The organism is Rhizobium sp. SEMIA4064, assembly GCF_003025035.1.
GTDB classification, from domain to species: Bacteria; Pseudomonadota; Alphaproteobacteria; order Rhizobiales; family Rhizobiaceae; genus Rhizobium; species Rhizobium paranaense.
The window spans coordinates 359083-381250 of sequence record NZ_PYJN01000022.1 but is presented as its reverse complement, the minus strand read 5'-3'; the positions used below and the strand labels follow the sequence as shown (position 1 = coordinate 381250).

15 protein-coding genes and 1 riboswitch are annotated in these 22168 nt (G+C 61.1%); of the genes, 10 read left to right on the top strand and 5 right to left on the bottom strand.

Translation table 11 applies throughout. The annotated features are described in order from the left end of the window. Window positions 1-606: 606 nt before the first annotated feature. The 5 genes from C9E91_RS19020 (at window position 607) to C9E91_RS19000 (ending at window position 6971) form a co-directional block, all read left to right on the top strand. Window positions 607-3774 (top strand): helicase-related protein, encoded by a 3168-nt coding sequence (locus tag C9E91_RS19020; RefSeq protein ID WP_107109818.1) that lies wholly within the window; start codon window positions 607-609, stop codon window positions 3772-3774. A gap of 3 nt (window positions 3775-3777) precedes the next feature. Then, window positions 3778-4182: an Hsp15 family ribosome-associated heat shock protein gene (locus C9E91_RS19015; protein WP_107109817.1), complete on the top strand. Its 405-nt coding sequence runs from the start codon at window positions 3778-3780 to the stop codon at window positions 4180-4182. A gap of 207 nt (window positions 4183-4389) precedes the next feature. After that, complete coding sequence (gene fdxA / locus C9E91_RS19010) at window positions 4390-4728, top strand: ferredoxin FdxA (protein WP_107109816.1); 339 nt, start codon at window positions 4390-4392, stop codon at window positions 4726-4728. A 400-nt stretch (window positions 4729-5128) separates the two neighbouring features. Then, the gene (locus C9E91_RS19005) at window positions 5129-5701 is read left to right on the top strand and encodes a CarD family transcriptional regulator (protein WP_107109815.1); all 573 of its coding nucleotides are present in this window, start codon (window positions 5129-5131) and stop codon (window positions 5699-5701) included. A gap of 406 nt (window positions 5702-6107) precedes the next feature. Then, on the top strand, window positions 6108-6971 hold the full coding sequence (locus tag C9E91_RS19000; RefSeq protein WP_107109952.1) for an RNA polymerase factor sigma-32: 864 nt from the start codon (window positions 6108-6110) through the stop codon (window positions 6969-6971). A gap of 126 nt (window positions 6972-7097) precedes the next feature. Here C9E91_RS19000 and C9E91_RS18995 read toward each other — a convergent pair whose 3' ends face one another. The 5 genes from C9E91_RS18995 to C9E91_RS18975 all read right to left on the bottom strand — a co-directional run bounded on the left by C9E91_RS18995 (window position 7098) and on the right by C9E91_RS18975 (window position 14085). Then, window positions 7098-8558, bottom strand: a complete 1461-nt coding sequence (locus C9E91_RS18995; RefSeq protein WP_107109814.1) for a M48 family metalloprotease — start codon at window positions 8556-8558, stop codon at window positions 7098-7100. Window positions 8559-8902: 344 nt separating this feature from the next. After that, complete coding sequence (locus C9E91_RS18990) at window positions 8903-9631, bottom strand: thiamine ABC transporter ATP-binding protein (RefSeq protein ID WP_107109813.1); 729 nt, start codon at window positions 9629-9631, stop codon at window positions 8903-8905. After that, window positions 9621-11267, bottom strand: coding sequence for a thiamine/thiamine pyrophosphate ABC transporter permease ThiP (gene thiP / locus C9E91_RS18985; protein ID WP_107109812.1), 1647 nt, complete (start codon window positions 11265-11267; stop codon window positions 9621-9623). Before thiP ends, C9E91_RS18990 begins: the two co-directional genes overlap by 11 nt. Window positions 11268-11274: 7 nt before the next feature. Continuing rightward, complete coding sequence (gene thiB / locus C9E91_RS18980; protein WP_107109811.1) at window positions 11275-12303, bottom strand: thiamine ABC transporter substrate binding subunit; 1029 nt, start codon at window positions 12301-12303, stop codon at window positions 11275-11277. 49 nt (window positions 12304-12352) lie between these two features. After that, window positions 12353-12469: riboswitch (TPP riboswitch) on the bottom strand. Between the two features lie 80 nt (window positions 12470-12549). After that, window positions 12550-14085 carry an MDR family MFS transporter gene (locus C9E91_RS18975; RefSeq protein WP_107109810.1) on the bottom strand — a complete coding sequence of 512 codons (1536 nt, stop codon included), beginning with the start codon at window positions 14083-14085 and terminating at the stop codon, window positions 12550-12552. 213 nt (window positions 14086-14298) lie between these two features. On the opposite strand from C9E91_RS18975, the gene C9E91_RS18970 reads away from it, so the two are divergent. The 5 genes from C9E91_RS18970 (at window position 14299) to C9E91_RS18950 (ending at window position 22164) form a co-directional block, all read left to right on the top strand. Continuing rightward, window positions 14299-14826 (top strand): MarR family winged helix-turn-helix transcriptional regulator, encoded by a 528-nt coding sequence (locus C9E91_RS18970; RefSeq protein WP_107109951.1) that lies wholly within the window; start codon window positions 14299-14301, stop codon window positions 14824-14826. A gap of 72 nt (window positions 14827-14898) precedes the next feature. Then, complete coding sequence (locus tag C9E91_RS18965; protein ID WP_107109809.1) at window positions 14899-15552, top strand: thiamine diphosphokinase; 654 nt, start codon at window positions 14899-14901, stop codon at window positions 15550-15552. Window positions 15553-15554: 2 nt separating this feature from the next. Continuing rightward, complete coding sequence (locus C9E91_RS18960; protein WP_107109808.1) at window positions 15555-17384, top strand: ABC-F family ATP-binding cassette domain-containing protein; 1830 nt, start codon at window positions 15555-15557, stop codon at window positions 17382-17384. A 416-nt stretch (window positions 17385-17800) separates the two neighbouring features. After that, a complete protein-coding gene (locus C9E91_RS18955; protein ID WP_107109807.1) occupies window positions 17801-18985 on the top strand; it encodes an efflux RND transporter periplasmic adaptor subunit in 1185 nt (394 codons plus the stop codon). Next, window positions 18982-22164: an efflux RND transporter permease subunit gene (locus C9E91_RS18950; RefSeq protein ID WP_107109806.1), complete on the top strand. Its 3183-nt coding sequence runs from the start codon at window positions 18982-18984 to the stop codon at window positions 22162-22164. Before C9E91_RS18955 ends, C9E91_RS18950 begins: the two co-directional genes overlap by 4 nt. Window positions 22165-22168: the final 4 nt, after the last annotated feature.

Here is a 22168-nt window from a genome sequence, read left to right as displayed (position 1 = left end):
AAGGTTAATTGCAATCCACGATTCGACGTGATTCGGCGCTTCAACCCTGCAGAGTCCTGTGTATTTCGTTGGCTAAGACACTAGATATTGTGGAGAACGGATGCGGAACTGATGGGAGTCAGCGATTCGTCGCCGATTCGTTCCGGCTTTGGCCCGAATCTTAATGCCGAAATCATTCGGGTCTTGTTCTGAGAAATTCGCCAAATTTACAAACGGTTAACCATGTTCTTGTGTGAGGGCATCGTTCCGCCGGACTCGTCGCTTGACTCATGATTCATGTGAAAAAGCGGTCCAAATGGCGATTCACGATCTGGTGGGCATTTGCGAATCAAAATCCATATATAGTAGTGAACAGAAGCGGAACTAAACGGAGTCAGCGATTCGTCGCCGATTCGTTCTCAAGCTGTTCCCCACTCGACAGGACTCGTGTGGGATGTAGGGAGAATGTAGCTCTTGGTTGAACCTGCCGAAGATAAAATCGCATATTGCGGCCGTTGTTTTTTGAATCAGGTCTTGCCTTTGTCACATATGGTCGTCATCTCTTCTTTTCTTCCTTGGGGACCTTGCTGATCGGAAGACAGTGGTTTCTCGCCCATGCATGGACCTATGACTCAGACTTCGCAGCCAATGATCCTGAGCGGACGCGGCGTGACCGCGGTGCTCGGACCCACCAACACCGGCAAAACCCATTATGCCATCGAGCGCATGGTGGCGCACGGCAACGGCGTGATCGGCCTGCCGCTGCGGCTGCTGGCGCGCGAGGTCTATACGCGTGTCGTCGAGAAGGTTGGGGCGCAGTATGTCGCGCTGGTCACCGGCGAAGAGAAGATTTCGCCGCCGAATGCGCGTTATTCCGTCTGCACCGTCGAAGCCATGCCGCGCGAGACGCGGGCCTCTTTCGTCGCCATCGATGAAGTGCAGCTCGCTGGTGATCTGGAGCGCGGCCATATCTTTACCGACCGCATCCTGCATTTGCGGGGGCGCGAGGAGACGCTGCTGCTCGGCGCCGGCACGATGCGGCCGATCCTTGAGCAGCTTTTGCCGGGGATCACCGTCGTCGAGCGGCCGCGGCTGTCGCATCTCTTTTATGCCGGGCAGAAGAAGATCACCCGCCTGCCGCAGCGCACGGCGATCGTCGCCTTCTCCGCCGATGAAGTCTATGCCATCGCCGAACTCATTCGTCGCCAGCGCGGCGGAGCGGCTGTCGTTCTCGGCGCGCTCAGCCCGCGGACGCGCAATGCGCAAGTGGCGCTCTATCAGGACGGCGATGTCGAATATCTGGTGGCGACCGACGCGATCGGCATGGGCCTCAATCTCGATGTCGACCACGTCGCCTTTGCCCAGGATCGCAAGTTCGACGGCTATCAGTTCCGCAATCTCAATCCGGCCGAACTCGGCCAGATCGCCGGCCGCGCCGGGCGCCATCTGAAGGACGGCACTTTTGGTGTCACGGGCCAGGTCGATCCCTTCGACGATGAATTGGTTCGGCGCATCGAAGGTCACGAGTTCGATACGGTTAAAGTGCTACAGTGGCGCACCAAGGAATTCGATTTCTCCTCGATCGCATCGCTGCGGGCGAGTCTTGAGAGCGCGCCGCGTGTGCAGGGCTTGACACGCGCGCTGCCATCGGTCGATCAGCAGGCGCTGGAATATTTGTCGCGCGATCTGGAAATTTCCGATCTTGCCAATAATCCGGCGCGAGTGGAAAAATTATGGGAAGCCTGTGCGCTTCCGGACTATCGGCGGATTACGCCCGCCCAGCATGCCGATCTTATCGCCACCCTCTTTTCCGACCTTGTACGCTATGGCACGGTAAAAGAGGACTTCCTGGCCGAGCAGGTGCACCGCGCCGATCGGACAGATGGTGAGATCGACACGCTTTCGGCGCGAATCGCGCAGATAAGGACTTGGACCTATGTGTCGAACCGGCCCGGTTGGCTTGCCGATCCGACACACTGGCAAGAAAAGACGCGGGAAATCGAAGATCGATTGTCCGATGCGTTACATGAAAGGTTGACGAAACGCTTTGTTGATCGCAGGACATCTGTGCTCATGAAGCGCCTGAGAGAGAATGCGATGCTGGAAGCTGAAATCAGTGTGAATGGGGATGTCTTCGTTGAGGGGCATCATGTGGGACAGTTGACCGGATTCCGGTTCACGCCAATCGCGGGAACCGAGGGGCCGGACGCGAAGGCCGTCCAGACCGCCTCGCAAAAGGCGCTGGCGCTGGAGTTCGAGGCGCGGGCCGCCCGTATCCATGCGGCCGGCAACAGCGATCTGGCGATCAGTGCGGACGGTCTCGTCCGTTGGCTTGGCGATCCTGTGGCGCGGCTGTCGGGCAGCGATCACGTCATGCGTCCGCGCGTCATCCTGCTCGCCGACGAGCAATTGACGGGCAATGCGCGCGATCATGTCGCTGCGCGTATTGAGCGCTTCGTGAACCATCATATCAGCACGGTGCTGAAGCCGCTCGACGATCTGTCGCGCGCCGAGGATTTGCAGGGTCTTGCCAAGGGGCTGGCCTTCCAGCTCGTCGAAAATCTTGGCGTGCTCTTCCGCCGCGACGTCACGGAAGAGGTGAAGTCGCTGGACCAGGATGCGCGCGCCTCGATGCGCCGCTATGGCGTCCGCTTCGGCGCCTACCACATTTTCGTCCCCGCCCTGCTGAAGCCGGCTCCGGCCGAACTCATCACCCTGCTTTGGGCGCTGAAGAACGACGGCCTCGACAAGCCGGGTTATGGCGACCTGATCCCGGTTTTGGCGGCGGGCCGCACGTCCGTGGTTACCGATCCGACTTTCGAACGTATGTTCTACAAGCTCGCCGGCTTCCGTTTCCTCGGCAAGCGCGCGGTGCGTATCGATATTCTCGAGCGGCTGGCGGATATCATCCGTCCGCTGTTGCAGTGGAAGCCCGGCCAGGCGTCGCGTCCGGAAGGCGCCTATGATGGTCGTCGCTTCACGACGACGACGGCAATGCTTTCCATTCTCGGCGCGACGCTGGAAGATATGGAAGAGATCCTGAAGGGTCTCGGCTACCGCGCTGACGCTGTGAAGGCCGAAGACGCGACAGCCTTCCTTTCGCAGCAGGATGCCTCCTCGGCGCCTGCGGCGGCGCAGGCTGCCGAAGCTGTCGCCGACAAAGCCGATCATGATGATGCCGACAGCCACAGCGATGAGCCGGCTACGGAAGGTGAAGCTGCCGCGCAGGACGCCGCTGCCGTAGAGCAAGCCCCTGCTGAGCCGGCTGCTGCCGCTGCAGAGTCGACGGAAGCTGCCGAGGCCGCAACCGAGCTGGCGGGTGCCGATATCGTCACCGCCGAGCCGGTAGAGCCGAAGCCGGTTCTGCTTTGGCGTCTTGGCGGACGCAGCGACAACCAGCAGCGTCAGGGCGGACGCGGCCATGGCGATCGTCGCGGCCATCAGGGCGAGGGACGCGGTCAGCAGGGCAATCGCCGCAATGGCGGTGGTGAGCAGCAAGCGAGCGGTGAAGGCAATCGCGAAGGGCGTGAAGCCCGTGGTGACAACAAGGGACCGCGCGGCAATCGCGACGGCGGCCGTCCGCAGCACCAGGGCAATCGTTCCGACCGCAACGACCGCCAGGATCGTGGCGACCGGAAAGAGCGTAACGATCGCAATGACCGGAACGACCGCAACAATCGCGGTGCATCGCAGCCGTTGCGCTTCGAGGCCAAGCCGCCGCGCAAGGAAAAGCCGATCGATCCGGATTCTCCTTTCGCCAAGCTCGCAGCCCTCAAGGAGCAGATGAAGAAATAGGCCATGACGGACGAAAAACAGCCATCTTCCGGTTCGCGTCAGCGCATCGACAAGTGGCTGTTCTTTGCCCGCATGGTAAAATCCCGCTCGCTGGCGCAGGTCTATGTCCAGAACGGCAGCGTGCGGGTGAACGGCGAGCGGGTCGCGCAGCCGAGCTATGGCGTCAAGGCCGGCGACCGGATCGAGCTGTCGTTGGAGCGGCGCGACGTCGTCCTGATCGTGCGTCAGACGGGCGAGCGGAGGGGGCCTTTCGAAGAAGCGAAGCTGCTTTACGAGGACCTGACGCCGCCGCCAGATGAGACAAAACGTCTCACTCCCTTCGAACAGGCGCTCCGCGCGCCCGGTAGCGGACGGCCGACGAAGCGCGACCGACGCGCTATCGACCGCCTGACCTCCGACGATGATTAGAAAACTCTGCCCGGCCTCTATGATTTTGGGATTGTTTATCCCTTGAAATTGGTTGGCAAAGTCGATACCTCACGGTCAACCCGCTGGTAACCAGCCGGTCGGCATGCCTGCGCCTAGCGCGTCCGCTTGCCCGCCGGCTTCCGAGGGAAAAGCGCGACGTTCCAGGTTGCGCATCCGCGGAAACGAGAGACATTCCTGGAGTGCTTCATGACATATGTCGTGACCGACAATTGCGTTCGCTGCAAATACACCGATTGCGTGGAAGTCTGCCCCGTGGACTGCTTCTACGAGGGTGAGAATTTTCTCGTCATCCATCCGGATGAATGCATCGATTGTGGCGTTTGCGAGCCGGAATGTCCCGCCGAGGCTATCAAGCCCGATACCGAGCCGGGTCTCGACAAGTGGCTGAAAATCAATGCGGATTACGCATCGATCTGGCCGAACATCACAGTCAAGCGCGATCCCCTTCCGGAAGCCAAGGAAATGGATGGCGAACAGGGCAAGTTTGAGAAATACTTCTCGGCCAACCCCGGTTCAGGTGACTGATTGAAGGTCGTGACAGGCCGCCGATAAAGGTGTAGTCGATAGCGCATAAAGACGAATCATTGCCGTTGGCCGCTGGAGCGGTCGACGTGGCCGCTTTGGTGTGCGTAAAGCAAATTATTGATTTAGTCAGATTTTTGTGATAGCTTCCTCATACTGATCCACTGCGGCATTTCGCGTGCCCCAAACCATCACGAAAGCAACTAACAAATCCGTACGCGGTTTCCTTGACATATCAACGTTTTGAGGTGTCGGGGTCTGGGATCGCGATGAACGGATTTCTTTTTGCACGCGTCTGGCTGGACCAGGATGAAGTCACCCCGACGGTGCTTCCGTCTCAACCGGGCCTGACTGACCCGGCCCCGGCTCACGCTGGGTGCGTAACAGGGAGTTTTTGAAAAGAATGACGATCCAGCAGAAAAAACCTTCAGCAGCACGCCATGGCTTCAAGACCGGTGAAGCGATCGTATACCCCGCCCACGGCGTTGGTACGATCACCGCGATTGAAGAGCAGGAAGTCGCAGGCATGAAGCTTGAGCTTTTTGTAATCGACTTCGAAAAAGACAAGATGCGTCTGAAGGTGCCTGTGGCAAAGGCCATGAGCATTGGAATGCGTAAGCTTTCCGAGACGGATTTTGTCGATCGGGCGCTTAAGGTTGTTCAGGGCAAGGCCCGCGTCAAGCGCACCATGTGGTCGCGCCGGGCCCAGGAATATGATGCCAAGATCAATTCGGGCGATCTTATCTCGATTGCCGAAGTTGTTCGCGATCTCTATCGCGCTGAGAACCAGCCTGAGCAGTCTTATTCCGAACGTCAGCTCTATGAAGCTGCACTCGATCGCATGGCGCGCGAAATCGCCGCCGTCAACAAGATGTCCGAGACCGAGGCCGTTCGCCTCGTCGAAGTCAACCTGAACAAGGGCCCGAAGCGCGGCAAGGTCGTCGAAGAAGACGATTCCCAGGACGAAGCCGCATAAGGCCAGAGGTCACATACCACGTCAAAAAACCCGGCCCTCGCGCCGGGTTTTTTCTTTGGAACCTTTTTTGGTCTGATGCGTTTATGCCTCGTATTCGCGACTGCTGCGCGCTTTCTCATGATGTGAGTTTCTCGGGCAGCCGTTTCCCTTAACATTCACGAGGACCGGACCCCATGTGTTTTGATTGGAAATTTCCCGGCGATCGGAAGTCATTTCGTTCGCTAGGTCATTTTGGTGAAGCCGAATTAGACCCGTAACCGATCGTCGGATATCCGGAGATCGGCCTCCAATTGAATTCCATTCATAGATTTTCACCCGCGCAGCAATGTCCGGAAACGATGTTTGCTGCCTTTTCCGTTGACCGTGGCACAGAGACGATTTTGGGGCAGGATTAGGGGATATGCATATGAAGAATATGTCTGCAGATCGGCGTATGATTAAGATCGCGATGGCCGCTCCCTATCTCGGCCGTGACGAAGAGCACGATCTCGCCATCCGCTGGAAGGATCACGACGACCGCGGCGCTCGCAACAAGATCGCCACAGCCCACATGCGCCTCGTTATTTCGATGGCGGGCAAATTCCGCAATTTCGGCTTGCCGATGAGCGATCTGGTACAGGAAGGCTATGTAGGTCTCCTGGAAGCGGCGGCAAGGTTCGAACCGGAACGGGAAGTACGATTCTCGACCTATGCTAGCTGGTGGATCCGCGCTTCGATCCAGGATTATATCCTGCGCAACTGGTCGATCGTGCGCGGAGGCACGAGTTCGGCGCAGAAGGCATTGTTTTTCAATCTCCGCCGCCTGCGCGCCAAGCTCGCCAGAGGCAATACCGGCGTCACCGTGCAGTCCATCCACGAGGAAATCGCCATCGCCCTCGGCGTCAGCCTTGCCGATGTGCAGACCATGGATGCGCGCCTTTCCAGCAACGATGCATCCTTGCAGGCGCCGTCTATTTCCGGCGACGCCGAAAGCGCCGAGCGCATGGATTTCCTGATCAGCGACGAGCCTCTGCCGGACGAACAGGTCTCCAATATGATCGACGGCGAACGCCGCCGCATCTGGCTGGCTTCCGCGTTGAAGCACCTCAACGAGCGTGAAATGAAGATCATCCGCGCACGCCGCCTGGTGGAGGATGGTGCGACGCTGGAGGAGCTGGGTGCCGATCTCGGCATTTCCAAGGAACGCGTGCGCCAGATCGAAAGCCGCGCCATGGAGAAACTCCGCAGCGCCCTGGTCGACGCCGATCCGCGCATGGCGAGTTATGCCTGATGAAAACCCTTCTCCCCATGGGGAGAAGGGTCGAGGCGCCAGCCAAAAAAGCAGCTTTCCCGATAACGCCCTTCAAGCCGCTTTGTGCGCGGCTTTTTCGCGTTGGGGCGAAGGTACGCGATTCAATTATTCGGAAATGATCTTGACCCTGTCGCCGGGCGCGACGTTTGCGCCTGATGGCAAGGCGTTGATCAGCTTGAAGAGATCGAGCTTGCGGTCGGTGCCCATCATGCGGGCGGCGAGGGTGGTGATGTTATCGCCCGCCTTGACGGTGACGACGCGCACGCGCAGCGGCTTCAGCGACGAGGCTTCCTCCGGCGTCATGTGCCGGAAGCTGGAGCGAAGCACATCGGCCGTTTGCTGCAGAGCGGCAGTGTTGCCTTTCGGCACGGCCGTCAGGAAGCGGAAGATCTGCGAGCGGTCGCGGATGACGGTGACGTCGAAATCCCAGCGATCGGCCGAGGCGCGCGCGGTGGCCGCCTCCATGCCGTTGACCGTGATGGGCCGGATGGTCGAGGGATCGAGACCGGTGACCCAGCCGCTCGAAATATAATTCGTCAGGTTCTGATTCTGGCTGTCCGCCACGCCATCGAAGCGGACGGCGATGTCGCCGGGGCCAGTCGCCATGACCGCCTCGACCTTGTTATCGATGTGGAAATCGGGCGGCACTTCGAAGCGAATGCCGAGACCGCCGTGCAGGAAGGTCTGGCCGCGCACATAGCCTTCTTCGGGGCTGTCGCCATAAAGCAGGCCGTCGATGCCATTGAGGTAATAGTCGCGGCCGGTATCGCCGACCTTGCCCTCCTCGCCGAATTCGCGGGCATGCGTCTTGGCAAGATCGATGCGCTGCGGCGTGCTCGGATGGCTCGATAGGAAGTCGAGGCTCTGGTCCGCGTCGGAATTGGCCGTCATGAAATGGCTGTAGTCTTCCATCGCATTGAGGAAGCGGGCCGCCGCGTAGGGGTCGTAGCCGGCCTGGCCAAGCGTGCGGATGCCGATCTCGTCCGCTTGCAGCTCCTGCTGGCGGGAGAAGGCGGCAAGGCGCAGCTTGCCGCGCGCGAGCGCCTGCTTACCGGCAAGATCGCTCGACAGAACTTCCGAGACGACGCGGCTAGCGATGACTTCGGCCTCTTCACGCTTCTGGCGCTCGATGCCGTGATTGGCGGTGACGTGCGCCATCTCATGCGACAGCACGGCAGCAACTTCCGAGGCATCGTTGGCAAGGGCCAGCAGACCGCGCGTGACGTAGAGGTAGCCGCCGGGCAGCGCGAAGGCATTGATCGACGGCGAATTCAAAATGGTGATGCGATAGGATTGCTGCGGATTTTCCGACACGCTGGTCAGTGCGCCGGCAATGCGGGCGACCAGGCGCTCGGTCCTGGCATCCTTGTACTCGCCGCCATAGCTAGCCAGGATGCGCGGATGCTCGCGGGCGCCCATCTGCGCGCGCGGATCGTTCTTCTGCACTTCGGAAACGATCTGCGGACTGGACGAGGGGGAAACATTCGGCTGGTAGGATTGATCCAGCACCGACTGACAGCCGTTGAGCACCGTTGCGGCAATGAGGACGGGGGCGAAGCGGCGCATAAGGGCCGCAACTGTCACGCTGATCCTTCGTCCTGCGTACTCGCTCTGCTTCAGTGCCTGTATCCCACTCATCTCGCTGCCATGCCGGCCGAACACCGAACTCGGTTGATCATGGCTAGGCCGATCATCGCCGGGTTTCGTCAAAGGTTGCATCCATCCCGATCAAACCTGAGTTCATCCGGATGGTCTCTGCCCTTTGCTGTAGCCGATTTCGGCAGCAGTTGCATAGCGAGACTCCGTTTAAAATGTGGCAGCGTTGTATTTTGGCAAGCATATGCCACGCTTTCAGCCGCTCGCCACGACGAAATTAAGGCAAAACCGGCAGCAAAATTGCTGCATCGCATTCAATGCTGCAAAAATGTGGTCAGTGCCGGAATGCCTTCCTGTGTCAGGAAACGTTCGATGGGAGCTGAAAGCCGAATGGTTCCGCCATCGATGAAGACGGCATGGTCGGCGAGACGGCGAACTTCGGCTGGGTCGTGCGAGACGATCAGCACCGTATTGCCGGTCTCGCGGTGAAGCGTGGACAAAAGCTCGGCCATGCCGGAGCGCAGGCCCGGATCGAGCGCGGCGAAGGGTTCATCGAGCAGCAGGATCGGCCTATCCCGCACCAGCGCCCGGGCGAAGGCGGCGCGTTGGCGCTCGCCGCCGGAGAGGGTGCCGGGCATGCGTCTGTCAAAGCCGGCAAGCCCGACGCGGGCCAGGGCCTCAGAAATCCTTTGCCGATCGTCTGCCGAGAGTCTTAGCGATGGGCTGATGCCAAGCCCGACATTGGTGAAGAGATCGAGATGGGCAAAGAGGTTGTTATCCTGGAAAACCAGGGAGACCGGCCGTGCTGAAGGATGCAGCTTGGTCACCTCCTGTCCGGCAAGCATGATGCGGCCACGGTCCGGCGTCTCGAAGCCGGCGAGCAGATTGAGGAAGGTGGATTTGCCCGATCCGGACGGGCCGGTGATGGCGATAATCCGCGCCTGTGGCAGTTCGCAATCAAAGCGGAAATCATGCGTGCCGAGCCGCAATTCGACGCCGGTCATCGCGAGGCCTCGTGCCGCCATGCCTTGATTATCGGTCATTCCGCCTGCCTTCGTCCTCATGCTTGCCTTGACCGGCCGTGCCGGCGATGGTCAGGAGAAGACATATCAGCCCCAGAATGAAAGCAAGTCCGTCTGCATCGTTGGTGCGATAGCTGCCGAGCTTGCTGTAGACCAGCCAGGGCAGGGTCATCAGGCTATCGGAGCCGAAAAGAGCGATGGCGCCGAGATCGCCGAGCGACAGTGCCATGGCGAAGGAGAGCGCCGTGAAAAGCGGTTTGCGCAGGCCCGGCCAGTCGACCAGCCGTAACCGCGCGAGGCCATGAAGGCCGAGGCTTGCGGCGAGCCGTTCGGTGCGGCGGCGATGGACGGCATGGGCCGGTTCGATGACGCGGATGACAAAGGGAAGCGCCATAAGGGCGTTGATGACGACGATCAGCAGCGCCGCGAAGCGGGCGGGATCGTCAACCAGCCTGAGCGCCAGGAACCATCCGGTCGCCAGGACGATCGGCGGCACCAGCAAGACGAGGGAGGATGTGCCGCTCAAGGCAACGGCCAAGCCGCGCAGGCTCGGCGCTTTCCGGCGTTCGGCCGATATGGCTGCGCGGGCGCGGATAATGGTGAAGGAGGCGAGGACCGCCAGAATGCCGGCAGCAAAAGCGATTGCGAGGCTGGTCAAGGTCGCCTGCAGGAAGATCGTCTGGCCGACAAGCCTGAGAAGATCTGCCTTCAGGCCGGTGACGACTACTGAACCGAGCGGCAGGCCGATGAACAGGGTGGTGAGCAGGAGCAGCAGGCTATCGACCAGTTTGGCGATGGGCAATGTTCCGTCGATGCGCCGTACGGCGCGGCCGGACGTCAGCCCGTGATCGTCGGGTGCCGGAAGCAGGGCCATTGCGCCGAGAATGGCGGCGGTCACCACGATCTGCAGCAGGGACAGAGCTACGGCGCGACCGGGGTCGAAATCGAAGCGAAGCGCCTGATAGATCGCCACTTCGAGCGTGGTCGCGGCTGGGCCGCCACCAAGGATCAGCACCAGCGTGAAACTGGTGGCACAGAGCATGAAGATCAGACCGGCGATACCGGGAATGAGGCCGCGCAGTATTGGCCATTCGATGAAACGAAAGACGGAGGCCGGACGCATGCCGAGCCCGCCGGCCATCAGCCAATATTCCGCCGGCACGCGCTCCAGCCCGGCAAGCATCAGGCGGGCGGCCAGCGGCAGATTAAAGAAGACGTGCGCGAGCAGGATGCCCATCAGCCCGTAGATGCTCACCGGCTGCGCCAGGCCGAGCCCCGTCAGCGCCTGGTTTAGAAGGCCCTGGCGGCCCCATATGCCGAGCAGCCCGAGCGCACCGATCAGCACCGGTAGGCCCATGGGGACAGCCATCAGGCGGATCAGCCAGAGTCGGCCGAGAAAACGCGGTTGCCGCGCCAACGCGCGAGCCACGGGAATTGCGAGAACAACGGAAAGAAGGGTGGATAGCGTCGCCTGCAGCAGGGTGAAGCGCAGCACGCGCAGAAGGTAGGGATCGGCGAGCGGATTGCCGCCGCCGGCGGTTTCGATGCCGGCGGTAAGCAGGGTGGCGATGGCAAGGCTGATGAAAAACACGATGCCGGCAAGACTGAACGCCCCGCCGGCAATGGCATGTCTTTTCTCGGGTGCCGTCAGCAACATCTCACCGTTAATTGGTGCTGGTGGCGGCCAGCCATTCGTCGACCCAGGCCTTGCGGTTCTTCTCGACCACGTCAGGGCTCATCAGGAAGGTCTTCGATGGGACGACCAGCTTGCTGAATGCATCCGGCAGCGGCTCGGATGTGGCCGCGGCCGGCATCATCCAGTTATTGGTCGGAATGGTGTCCTGGAAGCCAGGCGAGATCATGAACTTCAGGAAGTCGCGGGCAAGCTCCTTGTTCGGCGACGACTTGATTAGGCCGGCGACTTCGATCTGGATGTAATGACCCTCGGAGAAGGCGGCCGCCTGATAGCGGTCGGTCTTGTCCGTGATCATGTGATAGGCCGGCGATGTCGTATAGGAGAGCACCATCGGCGCTTCGCCCTTGGTGAACAGGTCGTAGGCTTCCGACCAGCCGGGCGTCACGGTCAGGATGCGGCCCTTGAGCTTCGTCCAGGCATCGGCTGCCTTGTCGCCATAGACCGACTTCACCCAGAGTAACAGGCCGAGGCCCGGCGTCGAGGTGCGGGGATCTTCGATGACGATCTTCTGCGACGGATCGCCTTCGACCAGATCCTTCAGGCTCTTCGGCGGGTTCTTGATCGCCTGCGTATCGTAGACGACGGCGAAATGGCCGTAATCATAGGGCACGAAGACGTCGTCCTTGAAATCGCCGGGAACCTTGAGGCCCGATGTGTCTATGCCGCTGGCATCGAACAGGCCGGTGTCCTTGGCTTCGTCGACGAGGTTGGTGTCGAGGCCGAGAACGACGTCGGCTTTGGTGCCGGTGCCTTCCAGCTTCAGCCGGGAAAGCAGTGCCACGCCGTCGGTGACGCTGACGTAATTGACTGTGCAACCGCAGGTCTTCTCGAAGGCGGCCTTGACCTTGGCGCCCGGACCCCAGTCGGCGGTGAAGCTTTCATAGGTGTAGATGGTGAGCGTCTTGTCTGCGGCTTCGGCGCCTTGGGCGGCAAAAAGCGTTGCGCCGGCGGCGAGAGCCAAGCCGGTAAACAGTGATAGCAGCGATCGGTTGGGCATGACAGCGCCTCCTCGTTGGTTTGTCTTGAACGGGAAAAGGGCGCTATGATTTTGTCACGCGTCTAATCCCTCCGCCGGTGTTAGCCGGATCAGGTTCCGCGGGTTGGCCGGTGAAAGCCTCTCAGCCAGATGTCTTCGAAGACATAAGGCACCCCGTTAGAGCGTTGGCAGGTTTAGTCCTGTGACGAAGGGATGACAAGGGGATAAAAAGAGGATGATTCCCTTGTCGATTGCAGGACCGCGTTTTTACTCGGCAGCGTGGGCGGCTGCCTGGCTGTCGAGCTTCTTGGCGGCACTGGGCAATTGCACGTTCTTCAATATGATCGCCGTCAGCAGGCCGAGGAAGCATATGGCGGCGGCCGTCATGAACAGCGGACTGAAGGCGCTTGCATAGGCATTGGCAACGCTTTCGCGCGTGGCCTCCGGCAGGGCCGCCATCATCTTCGGCGTCAGTTCCTCGATGTTGGCGACGCCCGGAATGGAGAGGCCGATATTGCTGAGCTTGGCGGCGATGATGGCGCCGTAGATGGAAATGGCGATCGAGGCGCCACCCATGCGCGAGAGCGTCACGGCGCCGGTGGCGGCACCGACGTCACCCCTTGCGGCGGCATTCTGCACGCCGATGACCGGGACCTGCTGTGCCAGGCCGATGCCGATGCCGTGCAGCAGCATCAGGGCGCCGATGAAGACGATCGGCGTGCCGGCATGGACCTGCGCCAGCGTGGCGAAGGCGATGGTGCTGCAGGCGGCGCTGGCGATGGCGAAGGGCTTGTAGCGGCCCCTGGCCGAGATCAGCCGGCCGGCCGAAAGCGAACCGCATACGATGCCTCCGGTCAACAGGATGAACAGAAGACCGGCCATGGAGGGTGACAAGCCGGTTGTCGTCTGCAGGAAGAGCGCGAAGTAGTTGACCATGCCGATCGCGACTGCACCGCTGGTGACCGAGATGATCAGCAGCAGGCCGAAGGTCGGGTTGCGGAACAGCGTCATGGGTACGATCGGCTCCGGCGCGCGGCGTTCGACGAAGACCCAGGCCAATGCGCAAAACGCGCCGAAGGCGATGATCCCAAGGCATTGCGGCGAAAGCAGCGATCCGAAAAGCTCGGTGCCGTCGGCGGCAAGCACGATGCTGGTGGTGGTTAGCGCAAGGAGGAGTGCGCCGGCGTAATCAATCTTCGGTTTGCGGGCCGGTTTGCGATACGGCAGCATGAGGGCGAGGCCGGTCAGAACGATAAAGCCGATCGGCACGTTGACGAGGAAGATCGAGCGCCAGCCGAAGAGGTCGCTCATCGTGCCGCCGAGAACCGGGCCGATGGCGCCGGAGGCCATCAGCACCAGGCTGGAATAGCTTTGATAACGGGCGCGTTCGCGCGGCTCGAAGAGATCGGCGTTGACGGCGAAGATCGACACCAGAATGCCGCCGCCGCCAAGGCCCTGCAGCACGCGGGCGGCGATCAGCGTGTTCATCGATACCGCAAGGCCGCAAACGGCCGAGCCGACGGTGAAGATCGCGATTGCGGTCATCATCACATATTTGCGGCCGAAGAGGTCGCCGAGCTTGCCGTAGACGGGCATCGAGGCGGAAAGGGCGAGCAGATAGGCCGAGCCGATCCAGCCGAAGCGTTCCAAATGCCCGAATTCGCCGACAATGGTCGGCAGCGCCGTCGAGACGATCTGGTTGTCGAGGGTTGCCATGAACATGGCGGTCATCAGGAAAAGGAAGAGAATCAGCCGGCGGCGATGATCCGCCACGAGTGGCGCGTGCGTGACTTGCATATCCATGGGACGAGAAATCCGAGCTTGCCGAAACGCTATGCATTCGATCGAACGCATGGGAACGCCCCGGTTCCTGAATGCGGAACGTGGCGTTTTCGGGCAGGTCTTCGAAAGCGGACGTTCCGGAGCAACATATGTGCTATCAGCATATAATTGTCAATGGCAAGTGAATGCTGTCTGCATATTTTAATTCCTGTCCGTCTCTGATATGTTGGAATGATGACAACAGCAACGAACACACGAGAAGTTGAAGCCTCGCCGCTGCCCGAAGACGAAAACCTGCTGCGCATCGGGCAGGTAATGACGCGCATGCGCCTGATGACCGGCCGCCGCATGATCGGCCGGCTTGCCATCCAGAACGTCGCGCCGGGTCTGGAGCTTTCGCATCTCGACGTCATCGATGCCGTGAGGCGCGCGGAAGAGGCCGGCGAAGTCACGGTCGGAACGATCGCCGACATCCTGCGCATCGATCCATCGCGGGCAAGCCGCATCGTCGCCGAGATGGTCACCCGCGGGGTGCTGCGCCGCAAGGCCTCGCAGGCCGATGCGCGGCGCATTGTCGTCGTACTGACCGCGCTTGGGCAAAGGTTGCTTGCCGAGATCCAGGCGCAGAAGTTTTCGGTCATCGAGAGCATTATCGCCGACTGGTCGACGGAGGATGTCGAGGCTTTCTCGCTGCTGTTCGATCGGTTCGTCGGCGGTTATGAGCGGGTTTTCCAGGCGCGCATCAAGGAAACGGACGGCTGAGCGGCCGACGCTGCCGTTCTTGCCAACAGCGCTCTTCCCTAGTGACGCGTCTTTGCGCTATGGGCTTGGCACATGAGCCAATCCACCACCTTCACCATCCTTCTCGGCGGCGAGCTTCGTCTGACGGACCGGCTGCGCGCCGCGGTCGCCGGTAGCCGGTTCATCGCGGCGGATGGCGGCATGCGCCATGCCGTGGCGCTCAATGCGACGCCCGAGCTCTGGGTCGGCGATTTTGACTCGACGCCGGCGGACCTGCGGGGCGCGTTCCCAAATGTGCCCAAGCAGCCCTATCCGGCGGCAAAGGCGGCGACCGACGGCGAGATCGCTATATCGGAAGCGATCGACCGTGGAGCGACGCGGCTGATCCTTGCTGGCGCGATGGGCGGGGAACGTTCGGACCATGCGATCCAGCATATGCTCTATGGCGTTCAGCTTGCCGAAAAAGGTTTCGACGTGCTGCTGACCTCAGGCGACGAAGAGGCCCTGCCGCTGCTGCCGGGTGAACTGGAACTGGCGCTGCCGGCCGGCTCGCTGTTTTCCGTCCTTGGCTTCAGCGATCTGACGGGTCTCTTCATTCACAACGCTCGCTATCCCCTGCGCGATTTCCATCTGCCTTTCGGCGCATCGCGTACTATTTCCAATGTGGCGGAAGGCCCTGTGCGCCTTTCGCTCGGCAGCGGCAGGGCGATCGTGCTTGCCCGCCCTTATGATCTCAGCGGAGTCTGATCTTGGCCCCTCCTATCCTGAAACTCGATGATATCTTCCTGAGCTTCGGCGGCGCGCCGCTCTTGGCCGGCGCCGGGCTGCAGGTGGAGCCGGGCGATAAGATCTGCCTTGTCGGCCGCAACGGTTCTGGCAAGTCGACCCTTCTCAAGATCGCTGCCGGCCTCGTCGAGGCCCAGTCCGGCGACGTGTTCCGCCATCCGTCGTCAACGGTGCGCTATCTCGAGCAGGCGCCGGATTTCGCCGATTACAAGACGGTGGCAGCCTATGCCGAAGCCGGGCTTGGCCCGGGCGACGATCCCTATCGCGTCATCTATCTGCTCTCCCATCTCGGCCTGACCGGCGAGGAGGACCCGAGGACTCTTTCAGGCGGCGAGGCGCGCCGCGCGGCTCTCGCCCGCGTTCTCGCGCCGGAACCGGATATCCTGCTGCTCGACGAACCGACCAACCATCTCGACCTGCCGACCATCGAATGGCTGGAAGGCGAGCTGCAGAAGAGCCGCAGCGCACTGGTGCTGATCTCGCACGACCGGCGCTTCCTGGAAAAAGTATCGACCGCGACCGTCTGGCTCGACCGCGGCACGTCGCGGCGGCTCGATCGTGGCTTCGCCTTCTTCGAAGCCTGGCGCGACCAGGTGCTGGAAGCCGAGGAGCTGGAACAGCACAAGCTCGGCAAGGCGATCGAGCGCGAGGAACATTGGCTGCGGTATGGCGTGACCGCGCGGCGCAAGCGCAACATGCGCCGCCTCGGTGAATTGCAGGACATGCGCGCGCGTCATCGCGGCCACAAGGGCGCTCTAGGCACCGTACAGGCGGCAGCCTCCGATGCGCAGGAGAGCGGCAAGCTGGTGATCGAGGCGGACAAGATCACAAAGGTCTATGACGAACGCGTCATCGTCGCGCCGTTTTCGATCCGCGTGCATCGCGGCGATTGCATCGGTCTCGTCGGCCCGAACGGCGCTGGCAAGACGACACTGCTGAAGATGCTGACCGGGCAATTGGCAGCGGATAGCGGCACGGTCAAACTCGGCACCAATCTGGAGATCGCTACCCTCGATCAGAAGCGCGAGGACCTCAATCCGGAGGACACGCTCGCCAACTATCTGACGGATGGCCGCGGCGAAAACCTGCTGGTCAATGGCGAGCAGCGGCATGTCACCGGCTATATGAAGGAATTTCTCTTCCAGCCGGAACAGGCGCGCACGCCGATCAAAAATCTTTCCGGTGGCGAGCGCGCCCGGCTGATCCTGGCGCGCATCCTGTCGCGGCCGACCAATCTCCTGATCCTCGACGAACCGACCAACGATCTCGACATCGAGACGCTGGACCTGCTGCAGGAGATCGTCGCCGGCTTCAACGGCACCGTTATCCTCGTCAGCCACGACCGTGATTTCCTCGATCGTACCGTGACTTCGACCATCGCGCCGGCCAATCCCGAAGAGCCGGACGGCCGCTGGATCGAATATGCCGGCGGCTATTCCGACATGCTCGCCCAGCGCAAGGGCGCGATCGACGAGCGCAAGCGGGCCGAAAAGGCAGCCGAGAAGCCGAAGGCAGCGGAGACGTCAGCAGCCACCGCCGAGGCTTCGAAGGGTAAGGGCAAGCTCTCCTACAAGCAGAAATTCGCCCTAGAAAACCTCCCGAAGGAGATGGCGAAGGCCGAAGCTGATATCGCCGCCCGCGAACAGAAAATGGCCGATCCCAACCTCTTCGCCAAGGACCCGGCAAGCTTCAACCGTCTTGCGGCCGAGATGGAAAAGCTGCGCGACAGCCTGACGAAAATGGAAGAGGAATGGCTGGAGCTGGAGATGCTGCGGGAGGAGCTGGAGGGCTGAGACGCGGCTCAAACCGTGTCATCAACCTTTCATAGCCATCGGTATATTAAAGAAAACAGATGGTTGCAGCCGATGCTATTCCCTGTTGTCGAATTCGATAAACTGTTTATACATTGTGTTGAAAGTACCAGACCAGAGCATCCTGCTTTCAGGTAAACATCCCCTCCAAGCGAACAGATGCTCCAGGTTCAAACGTCCAGAGCGCCCCTTCTGCGTTTAAACCAACGCACGGCGTTCCAGAGCTGGAGGACGCCGCGGATCGTCAGTCATCCGCGACGCATTGGGAAGTCCGAAGAGACCTGACGAAATTCCGCCGCTGGCGGTGACGGGTCCTTCGCGGAAGGCTGCAGGCAGACATCACGAACGCTTGACCCGGCAGTTTTGCCGTAGGTGATCTATTGTCCAGGGGGTCCTTCATGCCGATGACGCTGGCGCGTGTCGCTTTATTGAGCTGTGCAATTGCTGTTTTCCCGGGATCTCAGGTGCTGGCGCAGAGCGCGCCGCCCGCGGCACCCGTGACGGTCGCCAAGCCCGTCGTCCGCGATGTCATCGACAGTGATGAATTCATCGGGCGCTTCCAGGCGGTGGACGAAGTCTCCGTGCGCTCGCGCATCGGCGGCTATCTGCAGGAAGTCCATTTTCAGGACGGCACTATCGTCAAGCAAGGCGACCTGCTCTTCGTCATCGACCAGCGGCCTTATGTCAACGCGCTGAATGAAGCCACGGCTTCCCTGGAGGTCGCGAAATCGACGCTGACGAATGCCGATGCGCAATTTGCGCGCACGCAGGCACTGGCGGGCACCGGCAGTTTGTCCGCATCCAATCTTGACGATCGCCGTCGCGATCTGATCTCGGCGCAGGCAAATGTCCGCGGCGCGCAGGCGGCGGTCGATCGCGCCTCGCTCGACATGGAATATACCAGGATTACCGCACCGCTCAGCGGCCGCATCGACCGGCGTCTGATTTCGGTCGGCAACCTCGTTCAGGCCGACCAGACCGTTTTGACCACCATTGTTTCGCTCGATCCGATCGATTTCTATTTCGACGTCGACGAGCGCCGGCTGCTTTCCTATGCCGATGAAGCGCGCAAGAACGGCAGTGCCCTGCAGCAGGGCGGCGGCGGCCTCGATGTCACCGTGATGATCGCCGATTCGCGCCAGAAGCCGTTCAAGGGCAAGCTCGATTTCGCGGAAAACCGCGTCGACAACCAAACCGGTACGATCCGCGTGCGCGCCCGCTTCCCCAATCCGGATCTCATCTTGCAGCCCGGCCTGTTCGGCCGCATTCAGGTCGCGGGTTCCAACAGCTACAAGGCGGTCCTTGTTCCTGATGAGGCCATCGGCGCCGATCAAGATCAGCGCGTCGTCTATGTCGTCGGCGCCGATGGCAGCGTTACCCCGAAATCCGTGCGGCTTGGGCCGAAGCTTTACGGCTACCGCGTCATCCGCAGCGGCATGACCGGTGACGAAACCATCGTCGTCAACGGGCTGATGCGTATCCGGCCCGGCGTCAAGGTTGCGCCGCAATTGATCCAGCTTCCGCAGGAAGCAGCGAACGAAGAGGCGCCGGCTCAGGCATCGGTCCAGGGGTCGGACCAATGAGATTCTCCCATTTCTTCGTCGACCGGCCGATTTTCGCGTCGGTCCTTTCCATCGTGCTGCTAATCGTCGGCGGCATCGCCTATTTCCAGCTTCCGGTCGCGCAATATCCGGAGGTCGCGCCACCGACGATCGTGGTGCGCACTTCCTATCCGGGCGCTGACTCGCAGACCATCGCCGATACGGTGGCGACGCCGATCGAGCAGGAGGTCAACGGCGTCGAGGACATGCTCTACATGTCCTCCTATTCCAGCGCCGATGGTTCGATGTCGCTGACCATCACCTTCAAGCTCGGCACCGATCTCGATAAGGCGCAGGTTCTGGTCCAGAATCGCGTCTCTATCGCCGAACCGCGCTTGCCGGATGAAGTCCGCCGCATCGGCATCACAACGGTCAAAAGCTCGCCCGATCTGATGATGGTCGTGCATCTGCTCTCGCCGAGCAATCGCTACGATCAGCTCTATATTTCCAACTATGCTCGCACACGCATCCGCGACCTTCTCGTCAGGCTCGACGGCGTCGGCGACGTGCAGCTCTTTGGTGAGCGCCAATATTCCCTGCGCATTTGGCTCGACCCGGAAAAACTTGCCGCCTACGGCATGACCGCCGGCGATATCGTCCAGGCATTGAGGGATCAGAACGTGCAGGTATCGGGCGGCTCGATCGGTGGACCGCCGATTTCGGGCACCAACGCCTTCCAATATACGGTGACGACCCAAGGGCGTTTTTCCGATCCGCGGCAATTCCGCTATGTCATCGTCAAGGCGACGGATAGCGGCCGGCTCGTGCAGTTGCAGGATGTGGCGCGTATCGAACTCGGCGCGCAGGACTATGTTACCAACAGCTATTTGAACGGCGCCCCTGCCGTTGCGCTCGGCATTTTTGCCCGGCCGGGCACCAATGCGCTCGCCGCTGCTGCAGATATTCAGAAGACGATGAAGGATCTGGCGCAGGATTTCCCGCAGGGCCTCGAATATCGCATCGTCTACAATCCGACCGAGTTCATCTCGGAATCGATCAACGAGGTCTATAAGACGATCTTCGAGGCGGCGATCCTCGTCGCCATCGTCGTGCTGGTCTTTCTGCAATCCTGGCGAACGGCGATCATTCCGATCGTCGCCATCCCGGTATCGCTGATCGGCACCTTTGCCTTTCTGCTTGCCTTCGGCTTCTCGCTGAACATGCTGACGCTGTTCGGCCTGGTGCTTGCCATCGGCATCGTCGTCGACGATGCGATCGTCGTCGTCGAAAATGTCGAGCGCAATCTCGCGCTCGGGATGACGCCGAAAGAGGCGTCGCACGTCACCATGAACGAGGTCGGCACGGCGGTGCTGGCGATTTCGCTGGTCCTTATCGCCGTGTTCCTGCCGACGGCTTTCATTCCCGGCATATCGGGGCAGTTCTACCGGCAGTTCGCGGTGACGATTTCCGTTGCGACGGCGATTTCCTGCCTGAATTCGCTGACGCTGTCGCCGGCGCTTGCGTCGATCGTGCTGCGCCCGCACGACCATAAGAAATCGACGAACATCTTCTCCCGCTTCGGCCGCGCTCTTGGCAACGGTTTCAACCGCGGTTTCGACCGGATGAGCAGCGGCTATTCCTGGGTCATCAGTCATCTCGTCACGACCTGGGTGGCGCTCGCCTGCGCTCTCATCGTGTTTGCCGGGCTGCTTGGTGCGACGTGGTACATGGGCAAGATCGTGCCGCAAGGCTTCGTGCCGACCATGGACCAGGGCTATGCCATCGTCGTCGTGCAGCTTCCGGACGGCGCGTCGCTCGCGCGCACCAATTCGGTCATTCAGAAGGCGACGGAGATCATCAGGAAGACACCGGGCGTCGAAAATGCCGTTGCTTTCGCCGGCTTCAACGGTGCGACCTTCACGAATGCCTCGAATTCCGGCGTCATCTTCACGCCCTTCAAGCCATTCGAGGAAAGGTTGAAGAGCGGAGAATCGGCCAGCAAGATCATCGGCCAGCTCTATGGCAGCCTGCAAGGAATCCAGGAGGCCTTCATCATTGCCATTCCGCCGCCTTCGATTCGCGGCGTCGGCAATTCCGGCGGCTTCAAGATGCAGATCATGGACCGGGAAAATGCCGACATGCGCCGGATTCTCCCGCTTGCCTATCAGCTCATGGGTGCGGCCGCGCAGAACAAGGGTGTCAGCGGCGTCTTCACCACCTTCTCCGCCAACAGTCCGCAATATTTCCTGGCGGTCGATCGCGACAAGGCGCGGGCGTTGAACGTGCCGATCCCGAATATCTTCGAGACCTTGTCGATCAATCTCGGCACGTCCTATGTCAATGACTTCAACGCTTTCGGTCGCGTCTACCAGGTGCGCGCGCAGGCGGATCAGGAATACCGCATGGACCGCGACGATATCCTTGCTCTGAAGGTTCGTTCGGCAACCGGTGCGCTCGTGCCGCTCGGCACGCTTGTCGACATTCAGGATACGACCGGGCCGACGCTCGTTCAGCGGTACAACATGTATGTCTCGGTTCCCCTGCAGGGTAACCCGGGGCCGGGTGTTTCGACCGGCAGCGCGCTCGATACGATGGAGGGACTGGCAAAGAACCTCCTGCCGCCCGGCACCACCTTCGAATGGACGGAGCTCGCCTATCAGGAAAGGAATACCGGCAACACGGCGGTTTATATTTTCGCGCTGTCGGTCATCTTCGTCTTCCTGGCGCTTTCGGCGCAGTATGAAAGCTGGATCCTGCCGCTTGCCATCATCCTGATCGTGCCGCTGGCGGTGCTCGCTGCTCTCATCGGCGTGCATCTGAGGGGCATGGACAACAATATCCTGACGCAGATCGGCCTCATCGTGCTGATCGGCCTTGCGGCGAAGAACGCGATCCTGATCGTGGAATTTGCCCGCCAGGCGCAATTGGAGGGCAAGACTGCCGTTGAAGCAGCAATCGAGGCCAGCCATCTGCGCCTGCGGCCGATCCTGATGACCGCCTTTGCCTTCATCTTTGGCGTCGTGCCGCTGATGATCGCAACCGGCCCCGGTGCCGAGATGCGCCAGTCGCTGGGGACTGCGGTCTTCTCGGGCATGCTCGGCGTGACGCTGTTCGGCCTGTTCCTGACGCCCGTCTTCTACGTCGTGCTGCGCAGGCGTCGCCGGCAGGCGGAGGAGGCTGCGGCGGAAGCGTCTTCGGCCCACGATGCAGCGGCGCAGTAATGCC

Coding starts and splice junctions, on each gene's coding strand:
- C9E91_RS19020 (WP_107109818.1), top strand. CDS start 607: ATGACTCAGACTTCGCAGCCAATGATCCTGAGCGGACGCGGCGTGACC.
- C9E91_RS19015 (WP_107109817.1), top strand. CDS start 3,778: ATGACGGACGAAAAACAGCCATCTTCCGGTTCGCGTCAGCGCATCGAC.
- fdxA (WP_107109816.1), top strand. CDS start 4,390: ATGACATATGTCGTGACCGACAATTGCGTTCGCTGCAAATACACCGAT.
- C9E91_RS19005 (WP_107109815.1), top strand. CDS start 5,129: ATGACGATCCAGCAGAAAAAACCTTCAGCAGCACGCCATGGCTTCAAG.
- C9E91_RS19000 (WP_107109952.1), top strand. CDS start 6,108: ATGAAGAATATGTCTGCAGATCGGCGTATGATTAAGATCGCGATGGCC.
- C9E91_RS18995 (WP_107109814.1), bottom strand. CDS start 8,558: ATGCGCCGCTTCGCCCCCGTCCTCATTGCCGCAACGGTGCTCAACGGC.
- C9E91_RS18990 (WP_107109813.1), bottom strand. CDS start 9,631: ATGACCGATAATCAAGGCATGGCGGCACGAGGCCTCGCGATGACCGGC.
- thiP (WP_107109812.1), bottom strand. CDS start 11,267: ATGTTGCTGACGGCACCCGAGAAAAGACATGCCATTGCCGGCGGGGCG.
- thiB (WP_107109811.1), bottom strand. CDS start 12,303: ATGCCCAACCGATCGCTGCTATCACTGTTTACCGGCTTGGCTCTCGCC.
- C9E91_RS18975 (WP_107109810.1), bottom strand. CDS start 14,085: ATGGATATGCAAGTCACGCACGCGCCACTCGTGGCGGATCATCGCCGC.
- C9E91_RS18970 (WP_107109951.1), top strand. CDS start 14,299: ATGACAACAGCAACGAACACACGAGAAGTTGAAGCCTCGCCGCTGCCC.
- C9E91_RS18965 (WP_107109809.1), top strand. CDS start 14,899: ATGAGCCAATCCACCACCTTCACCATCCTTCTCGGCGGCGAGCTTCGT.
- C9E91_RS18955 (WP_107109807.1), top strand. CDS start 17,801: ATGCCGATGACGCTGGCGCGTGTCGCTTTATTGAGCTGTGCAATTGCT.
- C9E91_RS18950 (WP_107109806.1), top strand. CDS start 18,982: ATGAGATTCTCCCATTTCTTCGTCGACCGGCCGATTTTCGCGTCGGTC.